Below are 16,753 nucleotides of genomic sequence, written 5' to 3'. Positions count from 1 at the left end.
ACGTCCTATGGTAAAGTTTTTTCTTTTTAACGGCCGCTATTTACTCGCCCCCGCGCTCTTGCTGCTGGCCAACGTTTTGCTGGCCCAAACCAAAGATTTAAAGCTGCTGGATTGGCAACCCAAAAGTCAGATGGTAGTGGCGGAAACCAAAATCATGAAACCCAAATTTCCGGTGATTGACATCCACAATCATTTGCGCGAATTAAAAAATACCGCTAAATATTTGGAGGAAATGGATAAAGCCGGCGTTTGGCAGTGCGTTAGTTTAGATGGCCGCTCCGCCGAAAATTTTTATAAAGAACATTTAGCCGCCTCACAAAAAGTATCGAAAGAAAGATTCCTGGTTTTTTTCAGCCCCGATTTCAGTAAAATCGACGAGCCCAACTTTGGGCAAAAAGAAGCGAAAAAATTAGAAGAAGCCGTGCAGTTGGGTGCCCGGGGCATGAAAATTTTTAAATCGCTGGGCTTAACCGTGAAAGATAAAAGCGGCAAAATAGTACCCGTGGACGATCCGCGCATTGATCCCATTTGGGCCAAGTGCGGCGAACTCGGTATTCCGATTGTCATGCACGTTTCGGATCCCAAAGCTTTTTTTACGCCGGTCGATCAATTTAACGAACGGTACGACGAATTGGGCAGCCATCCCAACTGGGCCTACGGACCCGAATACCCACCCAAAGAAGAAATTCTGGCCCAACGCAACCGGGTAATGGCCCGGCACCCCAACACCATTTTTGTGGGAGCGCACATGGGAAATTTACCGGAAGAACTGGGCAAAGTTTCGAACTGGCTGGCGACTTACCCGAATTTTTACGTGGAAATGAGCGCCCGCATCAGCGAATTAGGTCGCCAGCCCTACACCGCTCGCAAGTTTATGATTAAACACCAGGACCGCATTCTCTTTGGCACCGACACCCCACCCAACGCCGAAGCTTACCGGATTTACTACCGTTTTTTAGAAACCAGTGATGAATACATCGACCCCTCGGAGGGCCATCATTTGCAGGGCCGCTGGATGATTTACGGATTGTACCTGCCGGATGAAGCGCTGGAAAAAATTTACAACAAAAATGCTTTGAAATTATTCGGGATGCTTAAAACCAGTAAAAATAAGTGAGACTAATTTTTTAACAGAACAACTATGGGCAATAACAATTTTGATCGCAGAAACTTTCTGAAATTATCCACCACGGCCTTAGGTAGCCTGGCTTTAGGTGGTGGCTTGATCTTACCCCAGCAAACCTTCGCGCAAAAAGAAGCGGCCAATAAACCGATTCGCTTAGGCTTTATCGGCGTGGGCGGCCGGGGTTCTTACCACCTGGATTGCGCCCTGGGCATGGAGGGCGTTGAAGTACCGGTGGTTTGTGATATTAACACTTCGCGCCTGGAACGGGCCGGCGCGTGGGTCAAGGAGTCGGGGCGCCCCAAACCGAAACTGTACAGCGGCAACACGGATTATTTAAAAGTTTGCTCCGATCATAAATTAGATGCCGTTATTTGTTCCACCCCCTGGGACATTCACGCTCCCATTTGTTTAGCGGCCATGCGCCACGACAAGCACGCGGTGTGCGAAGTACCGATTGTATTAACCGTGGATGAAGCCTGGGAAATAGTGGAAACCTACGAAAAAACCGGAAAATGGGCTACTATTGGTCTGGAAGGATTTGGCGAACCCGCCGTTTTAAACATGATCCGGAAGGGCGTGCTGGGAGATATCATCCACGCCGAAACGGGTTATATCCACGACCTGCGGCGCGTAAAATTTGACCCCGAAGAAGAACCTTGGCGTTTGCAGCACGCCGTAGATCGCAACGGTAACTTGTACCCGGACCACCCGATGAACAAAATGCTGCCAGCCCTGGATATTAACCACGGCGACCGCATTGATTTCTTGGTTTCGATGAGCTCCAAATCCGTGATGATCAATGAGTACGCCGCCAAAATGTACGGTCCGGATTCAAAATACGCCAAGATGCCCATTAAGCTGGGCGATTATAATGCCACGCTCATCCGGACAGTAAACGGCAAAATGATGACTTTGAACCATGACACCCACACTCCGCACCCCCGGGAAAGCTACCGGGTACAAGGTACCAAAGGGGTATATTTAGGCGACAAAGATTCCAAACGCATTTACATCGAAGGTTTGAGCCCGCAACACGACCAGTGGGAACCAGCGGATAAGTATTTAAAAGAATACGAACACCCCATGACCAAAAACTACAACCCGCCCCCCCGGAAAGGTGGCGCTACCCGCGGCCACGGGGGCAGTACCAATCAAACGCCCATTGTCTGGCACCGGTTGGTAATGGCCCTGCGGGAAAATAAAATGCCGGATTGGGATGTGTATGATTCTGTTACCAGCAGCGCCATCTCCCCGATTACCGAAGCTTCGGTGGCGGGCAAATGCCGCCCGGTTGATTTCCCGGATTTTACCCGCGGCAAATGGAAAGAAAGAACGCCGCTTACTTTTGTTTAAATGCCTGCTAATTAAAAGCAAAACGGGCCACCTATCACGTGATGGGTGGCCCGTTTTGTTTTTGGATGATAAGTTAAAATCAGCTGAGGTATGCGAATGGTACTTACTTGGTTTAAAGTAGCCCTTTTTAAAATCCATACTATTAAAACTAAGCGTTATTACGAAAGCTTTAGCTCGCCCTTTAGCCGAACATTTAAGCTACAAATTAATTTGCGGAAGTAACAAAATACCGCCGAAAACCCCAGTACGACCAAGCCTTCTCCCATTCTTTTAGTAAGTAGAATTTTAAAAATAGTCCTTACTTAAAGTCAACTTGGTACTTATCGGTTCATTTTATTTCAAACTTACTTACCCATGTTATAAACGAGTTATCCGGGTATTACCCGCGTAAATACACGGCTCAGCATTTTAGAAGAAAAATCGTCTTCATTAAATTATTTCCTCTTATCGATATACCCCATTTTTCAACTACGGAGAAAATCGCTGGAGACAGCAGCTATAAATATTAATAAAACCAACTATCCTCGGCAAAACGCATTATAAAGAAAACGGCCGCTAGTAAAACAATTAAATAAATTTCTGCATATTAATACTCTTATAAATGAATGTAGCTGTAACCAGTCATCAAGCCGTTACAAATATTATAAAAATAGATATGTAAACTCTGTACATAGTGCCGATAAGCGTATGTTATGTCGTTTATCCGGTAGTTATGGTTAATTTTATAATGATAAAAAAGAAAAACAATCAAACACTTACGACATTTATAGGGGGAGCAATAGACAAAACATCCTATGTTGCAATAGGTGCTTGTATTTTTGGTGTCATACTTTTTTGCTCATTATACTTTTGGTTAATAAATCCGTATGGACATGGCACTAATACTACCAATTTAAGATGGTTTGATTCATTATACTTTTGTGTTATTACATTTAGCTCCCTAGGATATGGAGACATTGCTCCCATTGGATTTGGGAAATTTATGGCTTCTTTTCAAGTTCTCTCTGGATTAATCTTAATTGCAGTATTTGTTGGTAAAATAGCTTCCGAAAGACAATCAGCGATGCTCCGCCTTATTTATACTAGCGAGCATCAACGTCGAATTGTGGATTTTGAAAAGGAATTATATTTAATAGACGAACAAATTGACAAAGCATTAGATGAGCATAATCATGATAAATTATATTCTCTTAGCCGCAGTACATATAGATTCTTAGCCAGTATACATAACTATCTGCACTTTCAAGCCAATCAGGGTGGATTAGCTTCTTATGGAAATACTTCATCACTAAAAAGGCTTTATCAGTCCGTTGCTCAAATTCAGCAGACTTTATACGAAGCAATAAGGACATATGGAATTCAACAAAGAACTAAGTTAAAATTTGAACAGACAATAATTCGTATAAACAGCATAGCTAAAGCAATGTCAAGCTTTCATAGCCAAGATGAAAAAATTAAACCTTTATTACTAGAGATACAACAATTAGCTACTTATTTGGATAAATGGAAAGAGCAACATTCAAAAGGAAATGTCAAACTGAAATATCGAAGTGTTGTTACTGATTACCTTTTATTCAAAGTTAAAGATAGTCTACCACCTCAACCATGGCCAAAGCACATTCATAAAAAAATTGCAACAGAATTAGAAATCCAAAACCTTCTTGCACAAAAGTGTATTGATAGATTAATCAAAGATGGACATATTACCTAATTTGACAAAAAAACTAAGCATAACAATGTATAAACAGCATGCTACGGCCGACGGCCTTGCACGCTGTTTATACTAGCCGTTGGCGGGCATTTTAAGAATAAGGAGTAATTTTTAATTTTTTAAGAAATTACCTATGCCAAAGCTTTACGAATATTTTGGATTAATTATATTATTCTATTCAAATGAACATGAACCCATTCACGTTCATGGTAAGTATCAAGGAAGAGAAAGCAAAGCCGAGATAATATTCGAAAATGGGGCATTTATAGAAGTACGTGTATCTTCTGTAAAAGGCAAAGAGCCTCTGGACAGTAAAAATGAAAAAAGACTCAGAAAATTAGTAGAGCATTTTAGAGAGGACATTGTGCAGAAGTGGGTTGACTTCTTCGTTTACAATAAAGAAGTGAAATCAGAAATAATTACTAAAAAGATTGATTAGTTATGATAGTTTCAATTGACAAAGCAGTTTATCTGGACGGCTATAAAATAAAATTCGATTTTTCTGATGGGGTTAGCCAAATTATTGACTTTGAAAGCTTCTTAAAATCAGCCAAAAATCCAATGACAAAGAAGTACTTGGACAGGGACCTGTTCCAAGGTTTCAGCATTGAATATGGTGATATTGTCTGGAATGACTATGAACTGTGTTTTCCTATATGGGACTTGCATGAAGGAGAAATATAAAAAACGTCCGCTAACGTTTAGTATATGCAAAACCCTTGCTTCACCACGGCCCTTGCATATACTAACCATTAGCCGCGGTTGAAAAAAGATAGGTCAGCGGTAAGCTGGTTATGCAGGCTTTATCTGCGCTTTCAGGTTGCTTGAAAGGGTTTGTTTTTACAGTAATTTTGCGGGTATATGCCAAACAAAAGAACCTCCCGTTTTTAGCGAAGCAAATTGTTCACTAAAAAGGGAGGTTCTTTCTGTATTTTCAAAATGCCCCAAAGCATGGTTCGGCAGATTTTTTAAAAAATAATCCTAAAACCGGGCACGCTCGTTATTCTACGGATTCTGGACCAGGTTTGGATTCAATACAGTTTCTAACTGGGGAATAAAATAAATTACCCGGGGATCATTCGGTTGAACAATCTGGGTAGTTTGGCCAACCAACAGGTGGGTTCCCGGATAATCTCTGACTAATGGTAAATTATTCCGGAAAAGATCATACTTCCGCTGCGCCTCAAAAGCTAATTCAATTCTGCGCTCTTCCAGTACTACTTCCAACACCGAGGCATGGCCCTTTAAATCGGCTAGCGTGTATAAAGCCTCCCCGGTTAATCCAGCGCGGGTTCTGATGAGGTTTACATCATCCAGGGCCGCCTGGTCGTTACCTGATTTAGCGTTAGCTTCTGCCCGGTTCAAATACATTTCGGCTAAGCGCAAATATACCGGCGAGCTTAAGGTCACTAAATTTTCCTGGTTCGAGTACTTATTGATGAAGTACTTGGGAAATCCGTTCCGGGTAGCAATTATCGGGTTACCGTTCGCATCTTTGGTTATTTGACCCTGCGCATCTAAAACGTATACCGGCTCATAAAAACTGTGGCGAACATCGGCGGGGTATTTATCCAATAAAGCCCGGTAAGCCGCCGAAGCGTATACTTCCCCGTAACCCGCTCCGTTTTTACTGTAATATAACGAACCAATAGAAGACTGTCCCCGGTCATCGAGCGAAGTGTGCCGGATGGCAAATATGGTCTCGGGATTACTCTCATTGGCTAGGGTGAAGTATCTTTTATACGTTTCGGTATCCAATAACTTATACCGGCCTGAGCTGATTACCTTATCGGCGTATTCAATGGCCTTGGCGTTATCTTGCTGGTACAGGTAAATGCGGGATAAAAGCGCATACGCTACTTCTTTCGAAGCAAAGCTACTGTTTTTAACTTCTTTCATTAACTCGGCGGCCTGCAGCAAATCCGCAATGATAAAATCGTATACTTCTTTTACCGAGCTGCGGGGTGGCAAGGCGGTAACATCCGCATCTTTCCGAATCATAATACCCGGACTGGCACCGTTGTCCTGGGCGTAGGGCCGGCCAAATAAGTTTACCAGGTTAAAATGCACCATGGCCCGTAGATACAGGTTTTCGCCTTTTAATTGGTCTGCGGTAGCTTGGGCCAGGGGAGCGGTACCCGAATCAATGGCTTCCAGCGCTTTGTTGGTGCCGTAAATAAGCTGATACGCCTTTTTCCAGAAGTTGCTGGTATGCGTCATACTTTCGATGTGCCGGTAATTATACGCGAAAGTTAAATGGTCCGTGGTGGTGCCGCTCAACATCACATTATCGCTGGGGTATTCATTTAAAAAATGGTAGCTGCGGGTGTATTCAAAATCTTTCAGGAAGCTGTAGTTACCAAAAGTAGCGGTTTGCACGCCAGTGTCGGAACTAAGTAAAGTGTCCGCTGATTTTCCGTTGTAAGGATCCATGGTCAGATCACAAGCGGTCGACAAGCAAACTAGACCTGCTGCTAGAAAGCTGTTTATAATATATTTTTTCATTTTCGGATTCATTAAATAATTAAACAAGATTACAAGCCTACGTTAATACCAAAAAGCACTTTCTTACTCATGGGGTAAGTAATGTTGGCGCCATCATCGAAGTTGTTTTCCGGATTTAAACCCGAGAATTTCGTCCAGGTATATAAGTTATCCGCCGATACAAATACATTTAATCCGCCTACCCCAATTCTTTTTACAATACCTGTAGGAATTTCGTAGTTAAGCCGCACATTCCGTAGGCGAATAAAGCTGCCGTCTTCTAAATACCGCGACGAAGGTTTGTTCGAATTAGTACCACCGCCGTTCAGCATGGGTAGCGGGTGTGTGGCCACATCGCCCGGTTTTTCCCACCGCGACCAGCCATCGGCTAATTGCATCATGTTACCAGTTGGGTAAGCGCCATCCGAATCACGACCTTCGCGGGAAGTATGGTAGACTTGACTACCCGACACAAAATTCAAAAATACATTTAAGCTCAAGCCTTTGTAGGACAAGGTATTGGTAAAACCGCCGGTAAAATCAGGGTTGGCTTTGCCTACTATCTGGCGGGTGGCTAAATTATAATTGGTAGTGGTTTCGCGTTTCGCCACCTTGCCGTCCGCATCATAGGTTAACATTTCCCAGAGCGGAGCGCCGGTTTGCTGATCTACGCCCATCCATTTTTGCATGAACCAGGTTCTTAAAGGTTGGCCCACAATTACCCGCCGCAGACCGTTATCGATGGGTTGATCCCGGTACAAGGAAAGTACTTCATTGTTATTGAAGCCTACGTTGAAATTGGTTTCCCATTTAAAATTCTGCCCATTAAAATTGATGGTATTCAGGTCGATATCAATGCCTTTATTTTGAATTTTGCCAATGTTCTGGATTTGGGTAGAGAAACCGGCCGCCGCGGACAAAGGCACATCAAAAAGTAAATTACTATTAATGCGGCGGTAAGCATCGATAGATAAGTTAACACGCTTGAATAAACCTATGTCTAAACCAACATTGGTAGTATAAGCTTTTTCCCAAGTTAGGTCGGGGTTGGCCAGTCGGGCCGGAATGGCGCCGGAATTACCCGCGTACTGCACGGGGCCGGAAGTTCCGGAAAACAAAGCCGTAAAGCTGTATAAATCCTGGGAGATAAAATCGGTGATGTTGGCGTTACCGGTGGTACCGTAGCTGGCCCGCACTTTTAACAAAGAAAGCGCTTCGTATTTAGGTAAAAAATCTTCGTTCGAAATAATCCAGGAACCGCCTACGGAGTAAAAGTTACCGTACAAATTGTTGGCGCCGAATTTAGAAGATCCATCCCGGCGAAAGGAAGCCACGGCAAAATATTTATTATCAAAATTGTAGTCTACCTGCGAGAAATAAGAGTTAAAAGCGCTGCGGTATTTAGCCCCGGTAATACCAACCGGTACGGCCGAAATATCTAATACCGCTAATCCGGAAGGCAGCGAGCCGCCGGTGCTGTTGGTATTATCGCCGTAGTTGGTTTGGAATTCGGCGCCCAGTATCCCGCTTAAGCTATGGGCACCAAAAGTTTTATTTGCCTTTAAAAGATTGGAATTTAACAGCGATTGCGTATAAACAAAATTATTGGCCAACAAACCTTTCCGGGCCGAAGCCGCGGGCGTTAAGGGGTCCTGATAAATCTCGGCCCGGGTGTTTGAAATTTCGGCCCGGTTAGAAGTGGAAAGACTCAGCCAATCGTTAATATCGTAATTTAATACCAGATCGCCTTGCAGGTTGTTGCCTCGCCCTTTCGAATAGTTGTATTGTTTGTAGAAAAAATAATTGGTCCGTTCCCGTCCCATCCATTCCGGTTCAATCCCTTTTTTAGGCAAGCCATTCGCATTAAAAGGATTATCCCAGGGCAAATTGGTAATAGCTTGGTTTACCGACGGCTCCTGCTGAGGAGTATCATTGGTGGTATAATCCATGCGCGTATTTATCCGGCCCGTAACGGATAACTTATTGTTAATCTGGTGCGTCAGATTCATCCGGACGTTAAACCGTTTATAATCCGTAACGGTCAGGGTACCTTGTTCTTTATAGTAATTGCCCCCGAGATAAAACTTTGTTCTTTCGTTCCCGCCGGAAGCCGAAAGCTCATAATTTTGCGTAATTCCGGTTCTGTAAATTAAATCTAACCAATCGGTATTAGTGTTGGTTAAGCTGGCGGGTAAAACGGTATTTAAATGGGCATCTACCGAAGTAGCTAAATTTTTACTGGTTAAGTAAGCGTTAATGTCGGCTTCGCTCGGGTTAGGGTTGGTTTTAGATAATTCGGCTATTAAATTATTTCTTTTGCCGTTGTAGTCGTTGATAAACATTGGCCTTTCGAAATCGTAGAGTTGCTGCGAGTTCATTAATTTTAAATTTCCGGTAGTCACCCAGTTGGCGCCTACCGAAGTATTAAAATTAATGGCAGTTTTGCCGGATTTGCCGCTTTTGGTGGTAATTACAATTACGCCATTCGCGGCTCGAGAACCGTAAAGGCCCGTGGCAGCGGCATCTTTCAGCACCGTTACCGATTCAATATCATTCGGGTTGGCGGTACCGCCAATTACCCCGTCCACTACGTATAAAGGATCGGAGCCCGCGCTGATCGAACCCGTTCCTCGGATTCTAACCACCGGCGCCGCCCCCGGCTGGCCCGTAGTACCCGACACCATGACTCCCGGCGCTTTGCCTTGCAGCAGATTACCCAGGTTAGGGGCCGTTACGCCTCTCAGCTTTTCGGCGCTTACCACCGAAACCGAACTGGATAATTGCGTTTGATTCTTGGCCGAATAACCGACTACTACTACTTCATTTAAGGCTTTAGTATCTTCCGTTAAAGTTACATTTACAGTTTTCTGTCCGTTTAAGGTTACTTCCTTTTCGGCATAACCCACAAAAGAAAAAACTAATGCTCCACGGGATTCCGGAATGGTCAGGCTAAAACTCCCATCACTGGTGGTAGTTGTACCGGTGTTAGTTCCTTTTAGTAAAACGGTTACTCCGGGTAAGGGCTCGCCGGTAGTAGAAATTACTTTCCCTGTAATTGTTTCCTCAACAGCAGCACTAGCAATTTCTAAGTTACTATTACTTTTTCCAATTGTTCTAAAAATAGAATTACTATGATCCATATTGGAACGAACCGCACCGTGCGATAAATAAGTAGTAACAAATAGAAATAAAAGGCCTAATAGCCCCCTTCCAATTACCTGAATTAACTGGGTGTATAAATCTTGTTTCATATTTTAAAGGTTTAAGGATTATGTAAATAGTTACCGAATAGGAGATTAATATGTCAGAAGTATAATCAAGATTATGCATGATTGTCTGTTGGAGCAGGTACACTAGGAACCAGTTAAGGAACCTTATTGTGGTATTTATTTTAAAGTAGTATCAAATTCATAGGCAATGTTGTAAGAATATTTAGATTGTTTAGTTAGGTGGTTATGGTATCGCTTACTCCAACCAGCTACCTTCTTGATTTTTCCACCCAGATAGTTCATTTCATTCAGATTCAAAATTTTCTATTATTTCCCTCTCATTGTCTCCCATTTTTGAAGATTCTTTATTTTTTATATTTCTCTTTATCTACTTTACTCTTATAAAATCTAATTCCTTAAACAGAACACAAGTATATGATAAATAATATCTTTCGTTAGCTTTTAGTTTTTTAATATTAACTTACAATACCTTTTCAATAGTAATAATAATTTCTTAATTTCTTTCATTTTGTAAAATAAAAATTTTGTAAAACAAAAATTTTATTTTACAAAATGAAGCGGGTAAAAGTTTTTTTTTTAATAAGGAATAAATACTACTTAAAAGAAAAGGCAAGGTAGAATTTCAAATAAAAAGCTTACGAAAAGATGGAGGGTAAGAAATATGAGCCTTAGTATATAGAAATTTGCTATCTGCGAAGTAGCAGAAGCTTTTATTCGAATAATGTGAGTACGAGGGTTTATCTCACTACCGAACCTGACGTAAAATAGCCTTAATCATTAAAACTCTTTCTTAAAAGTGCTATTCTGGTAATTCTTTGTTGTTTTCAGTATCTTCCGGCAGGAGGTTCATCTTTATGAAATACTATTACTTTCTGCTGATTTACTTATTTTGTACGAGCTGCCACAAACCAGGCCAGCAAAGTTCTTCTCTTTCGGGCAATAAATTTAACGATGCTACTTTACGCGCTATTTACACCGCGCAAGACGAATGGCAAACCTCTACTTTGTTACCCTATTTATCGCACACCGATGCTCGTTACCGGCAAGAAGCAGCTCAAGCATTTGCTTCTGTGCAGGATTCGCAGGCTATTGCCCCGCTTACCAGCTTACTTACCGACCCAGAGCCAAACGTTCGGCGAGCGGCAGCTTATGCTTTAGGGCAAACCGGAAAACACGCCGTGGAAGAAACTTTACTAGCGGCCATTGAGAAAGAACCTGCGGTGGCAGTTAAAGCCGAACTGCTAGAAGCTCTGGGTAAATGCGCCACCCAAAAAGGCTTAGAAGCTTTAGTGAAATTTGATTTTTCTGACCCAATAGTTCAAGCAGGACAAGCCTGGGGCATTTACCGAACCCATTCCCGACAATTACAATACGAAACAGCCATTCCTAAAGTAGTCAGTTTACTAAGTACCCCTAACCCGGAAACCCGACTGGCAGCCAGCCATTTTCTGGCCCGAACGTCAAAATTAGATTTAACCCCGCACACCGCAGCTATTTTAACCGCCGTCCAAATTGATCCGACCCCAGAGGTACGTATGGCCGCAGCGTTGGCTTTAAGTAAGGCCAAATCCGTTAATTTACTCGAAGAGTTAGCCGGAATTATCGAAACCGAGCCAGATTACCGGGTGCGGTTGAATGCGCTTCGGGCTTTTAATAATTTAGAATGGCTTCAGGTAAAACCAATTGTATGGCGCGCTTTAAGCGATAAAAATATAAATGTGGCCCTTACCGCCGCCGAACTTATCTCTACCAAAGCTACTCCCGAAGCGGCACCCGAACTTTTGCAGAAAGCTGAACAAACACTACGCTGGCGGGTACGCGCTAATTTGCTGGCAACAGCCATGAAACTGCATCCGGATAAAAAACAAGTTTTAAGCAGCATTCAGGAAAGGTATCAACAAACCAATAATGTTTACGAAAAAGCGGCTTTGCTTAGCGCGGCGGCAAAAGATATAGCGGGTGCAAATTTGGTGGAGCAAGAAATTATTGCCGCTCAAATACCCGTTATCCGCACCTACGGTATAGAAGCCTTAGCTCAATTACGCAGCGAAAAAACTTTCCCGGCGAAACAAAAGAAGCATTTTGCCAGCCTTTTTCAGCGGGTAATTTCCTCCGGTGATATTGCCGCGGTGGGAATAACGGCGGGTGTTCTTCGGCAACCCGAATTAAATTTTAAAGCGGAATACGCGGATATACGTTTTTTAAAAGAGGCCTTGAACAAATTAGTGCTACCCCGTGATAATGAAGCTTACCAGGAAATTTCGAAAACCGTAGCTTATTTGGAAGGTAAACCAGAACCTGCAGCTCCTCAAAATCCTTTTTCGCACGCAATTGACTGGACTTTAGTGCAAAGCATACCCGCCGACCAAAAAGTTAGTATTCAAACTACCCGGGGCGAACTGGTGCTGCAATTATTTGTGGAGCAAGCTCCGGGTACGGTGGCTAATTTTGTGCAACTGGCGCATACCGGTTTCTTTAACAACAAAAACTTTCACCGGGTAGTACCTAATTTTGTTATCCAAGGCGGCGACCCGCGCGGCGATGGTTGGGGCGGTACCGATTACGCTATTCGCTCGGAGTTTGCCAATCTGCGTTATCGCGAAGGCTTTGTTGGGATGGCCTCGGCGGGTAAAGATACCGAGAGCTGTCAGTGGTTTATTACGCATTCCCCTACCCCGCACCTCGACGGCCGCTATTCTATTTTCGCAAAAGTAGTTAAAGGTTTAGAAGTGTTACCTTTACTGGAAGTAGGAGATAAAATAATGGAGGTAAAAATATTGTAGGTTTGAATTAATAGTAATAAAGAGTTTAAAACTAAGAGCACACTGTTTTTGAATCAGGACTTAGTTCCTATCCAAATTCTTTGTAAAATAAATAAGGGAGACCAATTAAATTGGACTCCCTTATGGAAAAGAAAACAGAAAAGTAAAAAATTTAATTCTTCAGCCTAAGCTTCAAAAATTATTTCTTCGCTACTAAATTAAATTTAACGGTAAAGTCGTCGTAAATGGCCTTATCGGCAATATTGGGGAAGAAGCTTTTTGAGTTATATTTAATATCCCACTTGGTCCGGTCTAAAGTAGCCGTACCAATGGCGGTAGCCACCCCGTCTTTCACGCCAACAGTTGCCGGGAAGGAAATAGGTTTGGTAATGCCTTTAATAGTTAAATCGCCGTTTACAGTAGCATTTGCGGCTCCAGTTGCTGCCCCTTTAATTGGAGTTACGCTGGTAATTTTAAACGTTCCGGTCGGGTGTTTTTCCGTCGAAAAGAAATCTTCTGATTTTAAGTGACCCAACAATTTTTGCTTATAACCATCGTCGGTCAAATCTTTATTGGTGATAGAATTCATGTCGATTAAAACGGTACCGCTCACAATTCTATTTCCGTTTACTAAAATATCTCCTTTAGAGATAGCAATATTGCCGGTATGTTCGCCGGTAACCTTTTTACCATTCCACTCCAGGTTACTTTGCGAAGTTTCTACTTTGTAAACCGTAGCTGCTTTCGCGGCTTTGGTAGTTTTAGCAGCATAAGCTAAAGTTTGCGCCGAAGCAGCATTGGCAAAAAATAAGCTGGCTACAACCGCAACAGATAATAATGTTTTTTTCATGATTGGTTTTAAATACTAAAGTTTATAATGTACTATTAATTAAATTCTTCTTTCTAAAATGGAATGCAGCCTTAATCCCGTATCTTATCCAGTAAGCGACTGAGTTCTTCGGCTTCGGCTTCGGTTAAATTTTCCAAACCCGGAATTCGGGTACCTTCCGCTTCGTCTATTTGCTGGAGCAACGCTAATCCTTTTTCGGTAATTAAAATATCTACTGTCCGGCGGTCGTTGGGGCATTGACGACGCGTTACTAAATTTTTTGCTTCCAGTTTATCTACTATGCGCGATGCGTTAGAGGTTTTATCTAACATGCGCTCAATCAGCAAATTTACGGTAGCCGGTTTAGGATGCTGCCCTCGTAGAATGCGCAAAACATTAAACTGCGGCAACGTAAGCCCGAACTTTTTAAAAACGGCGGCTTGCTGAACTTGTAACCACCCCGCTGTGTACCCAATATTTATGTATATTTTTTGATACACATTTTTAAAAGTTTTTTGCTTAATCTCGTCTTCTATCTTCATATCCTTTTAACGTTACAAATATATGTATATACATTTAATGTACCAACATATTTTAAGTTTATTTTTTATCTATCCGTTTTTATGTTGCTAGAACAATTTATCTAGTGCAGCGTATTGCTAAGATGCTATTTTTAAAGCAATAAATTACTGTTAATCACAACGCTAATTTATTACCTGATTCATTAAGGACAATATTTGAATTTTCTATCAAAATTGGTTTAAACCTTTCGAGAAAGCTACCATTATCATTAGCTTAGATTTATAGGAAATTTTATTATGCTGTTTATAGGCAACGAGTAAACTGGGTTATAATAAGCCTTCCTTCCTCTTAAATGGTTAGTTTAGAATAACTTATGGATGACTCGCCGAAAACTGATTCGCCGCAACAACAAGAACGCCACGCTACCTGGCTCGAACTTTTTTACGATTTAATTTTTGTGATTGCTATCGGGCAACTTACTACCTTTTTTTCAAACGATTTAACGCTGGTAAGCCTATGGCAATTCGTATTGTTGTTTATTCCTATTTGGTGGGCCTGGACCGGCCATACCATGTACGCCAACCGTTTTGAACTCGACGATCAAGGGCACCGGATACTTACTTTAACGCAAGTGTTAGGCTCGCTTTTTATGGCGGTTTTTATTCAAGAAGCTTTATTAAAGGAGTCGTACCTGTTTGCGTGTGCTTATTTATTTATTCGGCTGGTACTATTAACAATGTATCTCCGGGTATTTTACCGCGAACCCGATTCCCGGAAAATTGTTACTCCTTTATTAATAGGATTTTCAATTGGCGCTACCATCTGGTTGGTCTCGGTCTTTACTCCTCCTCCCGGACGTTTTTACCTATGGGTAATAAGTTGGCTCCTGGAATTTACCATTCCCTGGCTAAACCATAAAAGGTTACGGAAAGTACCCATCCATAATACCCATTTACCCGAGCGCTTTGGTTTATTTGTGATAATTGTGTTGGGCGAAAGCATTTTACGAATCACCCGGGCCGTAATCAATCTAGAGTTATGGCAGTTTTTTACCGGTGCCAATGCTATTTGCAGCTTTATTTTAATTGTACTTATCTGGTGGATTTATTTTGATTACATCGAAGAGTTTGTTACCGGAAAGATAAAAGGCACGGGTTTGCTTTATACGTATTTACATTTTTTTATTTACCTGGGCATTGTTATTCTGGGTGTAGGCCTTGAATACAGCATTCTTAGCCATATTAGCACGTTAGCCAACGTAGCCAACCTGCTAATGGTAATCGGCATTACTTTGTTTATTCTGCCTCTTGGCATTATCCAAGGAATCAACTTTAAACAAGTACCTACGCGTCGCTTTATTATCAGCAGTTTAGGGTTAATTGTAGTAATGGTAACGTTTTATATCCTTGAAGTTAATCTAAAAACCTTCTACTTTTTACCTGTTCTTACTCTAACTATTTTTATATACTTACTTTTCCAACGCTTCCAATACTCCCGGCTACCCGATGAAATTTAAACTTTATATTATTTCAATGCTCATTAAACCCAATACTCTCCTTACTCTTCTATAAAGAACCCCGTAATTTTATTTACAAGTATTAATAACAACCGCTTATTTCCTGCACTAAGTCAATTCTTTATGCTGGTTAAAGCTTTGGTTTTAAACGTAAACCAATCAAAAGTATAAGTTTTTTACTAGCTAAAAATTTTAATACTATTACCATGAACTGGGTTTATCATTCATCTAAAATTTTACTAATTAATTTTAATTATTATTGATTCAGAGCTGTTTAATCTGAACACTCTTTAAATATACCTGTATTGAAACCGGCTTTTTTCGTAGTTAGCGGGTTAAATCCGTATTTGTCAGGATTAAATTAGGTATTTAATTATCAGTTCTCTCTCCCAAACCCGCGTAAAAGGATCATAATTACTTTCTTATAATTAATTAAACAACAATTTTAAGAAAGAGGTAATCAGACTAAAAAAAGAATTTTTTAAAGGAGGGGCCCGCACCGCGAATGTAGATGAAAAGATTATTTCTACTGAAGCAATCGAGACCCAGCCAAATGAACATTAAATAATACGATTTTTCATTAAATTTTTATGTTATGACAAACAAGTTAAAGTTTTTACCAGTCGTTGCCTTAGTCTTTGCAAGTTATTTATCAAATGCGCAGACTACTATTGGTAGCGGTACTACTTCCGGTACAGGTACAACATCCGGCACAGGTACTACTTCCGGTACCACATCAGGAACTACCGGAACAACCAGTGGAACTACTTCCGGCACAATAAGAAGAGGAAGCACTACCAGCGGTACTACTTCGGGTACTACTTCCGGCAGATCCAGAAGAGGCGCTACCACTTCGGGTACTACCAGCGGAACTACTGCAGGTACTACAAGTGGAACCACTTCAGGTACAACCTCTGGCACTACTTCCGGATTAGGAACAACCAGTGGAACAGGTACTACTTCGGGTTCTACCACAACAGGAGGCACCACCAGTGGTACAACTTCTGGCGGCACTACTTCTGGTGGTACTACATCTGGTACAACTACTGGTGGTACAACTGGCGGAACTACTTCCGGTGGCAGCACCTCCGGAACAGGAACAACAGGAGGTTCTACTTCCGGTTCAGGAAGCACTACTGGCGGCACTACAACTGGCGGCCGGAAGTAAGTGTTTAACTAAAAAGAAACGCGGTTAGATTAACAATAGGTTAGAATTTATA

General features: G+C 41.8%; 12 protein-coding genes. 8 read left to right on the top strand and 4 right to left on the bottom strand.

Features of this window, described 5'->3' with window-relative positions:
* Nucleotides 1–7 precede the first annotated feature (7 nt).
* From AHMF7605_RS23455 to AHMF7605_RS23435, 5 genes are all read left to right on the top strand, one after another.
* The gene (locus AHMF7605_RS23455; RefSeq protein ID WP_106932417.1) at nt 8–1,117 is read left to right on the top strand and encodes an amidohydrolase family protein; all 1,110 of its coding nucleotides are present in this window, start codon (nt 8–10) and stop codon (nt 1,115–1,117) included.
* 24 nt (nt 1,118–1,141) lie between these two features.
* On the top strand, nt 1,142–2,479 hold the full coding sequence (locus AHMF7605_RS23450) for a Gfo/Idh/MocA family protein (protein ID WP_106932416.1): 1,338 nt from the start codon (nt 1,142–1,144) through the stop codon (nt 2,477–2,479).
* Between the two features lie 727 nt (nt 2,480–3,206).
* Nucleotides 3,207–4,190 carry a potassium channel family protein gene (locus tag AHMF7605_RS23445; protein WP_158267601.1) on the top strand — a complete coding sequence of 328 codons (984 nt, stop codon included), beginning with the start codon at nt 3,207–3,209 and terminating at the stop codon, nt 4,188–4,190.
* Between the two features lie 133 nt (nt 4,191–4,323).
* Nucleotides 4,324–4,629, top strand: a complete 306-nt coding sequence (locus AHMF7605_RS23440; protein WP_106932414.1) for a DUF4160 domain-containing protein — start codon at nt 4,324–4,326, stop codon at nt 4,627–4,629.
* Between the two features lie 2 nt (nt 4,630–4,631).
* Nucleotides 4,632–4,874: a DUF2442 domain-containing protein gene (locus tag AHMF7605_RS23435; RefSeq protein WP_106932413.1), complete on the top strand. Its 243-nt coding sequence runs from the start codon at nt 4,632–4,634 to the stop codon at nt 4,872–4,874.
* Between the two features lie 321 nt (nt 4,875–5,195).
* Here the strand turns inward: AHMF7605_RS23435 and AHMF7605_RS23430 are convergent, their stop codons facing one another.
* Nucleotides 5,196–6,695 (bottom strand): RagB/SusD family nutrient uptake outer membrane protein, encoded by a 1,500-nt coding sequence (locus AHMF7605_RS23430; RefSeq protein ID WP_106933588.1) that lies wholly within the window; start codon nt 6,693–6,695, stop codon nt 5,196–5,198.
* Nucleotides 6,696–6,724: 29 nt separating this feature from the next.
* Nucleotides 6,725–9,925, bottom strand: coding sequence for a SusC/RagA family TonB-linked outer membrane protein (locus AHMF7605_RS23425; RefSeq protein WP_106932412.1), 3,201 nt, complete (start codon nt 9,923–9,925; stop codon nt 6,725–6,727).
* Nucleotides 9,926–10,758: 833 nt separating this feature from the next.
* Between AHMF7605_RS23425 and AHMF7605_RS23420 the strand changes: the two genes are divergently transcribed.
* Nucleotides 10,759–12,687 carry a peptidylprolyl isomerase gene (locus tag AHMF7605_RS23420; protein WP_146153658.1) on the top strand — a complete coding sequence of 643 codons (1,929 nt, stop codon included), beginning with the start codon at nt 10,759–10,761 and terminating at the stop codon, nt 12,685–12,687.
* 178 nt (nt 12,688–12,865) lie between these two features.
* Here AHMF7605_RS23420 and AHMF7605_RS23415 read toward each other — a convergent pair whose 3' ends face one another.
* Both AHMF7605_RS23415 and AHMF7605_RS23410 read right to left on the bottom strand, forming a co-directional pair.
* Nucleotides 12,866–13,516: a YceI family protein gene (locus tag AHMF7605_RS23415; RefSeq protein ID WP_106932410.1), complete on the bottom strand. Its 651-nt coding sequence runs from the start codon at nt 13,514–13,516 to the stop codon at nt 12,866–12,868.
* 71 nt (nt 13,517–13,587) lie between these two features.
* Complete coding sequence (locus AHMF7605_RS23410) at nt 13,588–14,037, bottom strand: MarR family winged helix-turn-helix transcriptional regulator (protein WP_106932409.1); 450 nt, start codon at nt 14,035–14,037, stop codon at nt 13,588–13,590.
* A gap of 353 nt (nt 14,038–14,390) precedes the next feature.
* Here AHMF7605_RS23410 and AHMF7605_RS23405 point away from each other — a divergent pair, with 353 nt between their 5' ends.
* Both AHMF7605_RS23405 and AHMF7605_RS30260 read left to right on the top strand, forming a co-directional pair.
* Nucleotides 14,391–15,533: a low temperature requirement protein A gene (locus AHMF7605_RS23405; RefSeq protein ID WP_106932408.1), complete on the top strand. Its 1,143-nt coding sequence runs from the start codon at nt 14,391–14,393 to the stop codon at nt 15,531–15,533.
* A 595-nt stretch (nt 15,534–16,128) separates the two neighbouring features.
* Nucleotides 16,129–16,701, top strand: a complete 573-nt coding sequence (locus tag AHMF7605_RS30260) for a hypothetical protein (protein ID WP_199200299.1) — start codon at nt 16,129–16,131, stop codon at nt 16,699–16,701.
* Nucleotides 16,702–16,753: the final 52 nt, after the last annotated feature.

Origin of the sequence: Adhaeribacter arboris, from assembly GCF_003023845.1 — a bacterium.
Lineage (GTDB): Bacteria > Bacteroidota > Bacteroidia > Cytophagales > Hymenobacteraceae > Adhaeribacter > Adhaeribacter arboris.
Note: the sequence above shows the minus strand (reverse complement) of the source record. Positions and strands in the feature narration are given on the sequence as shown.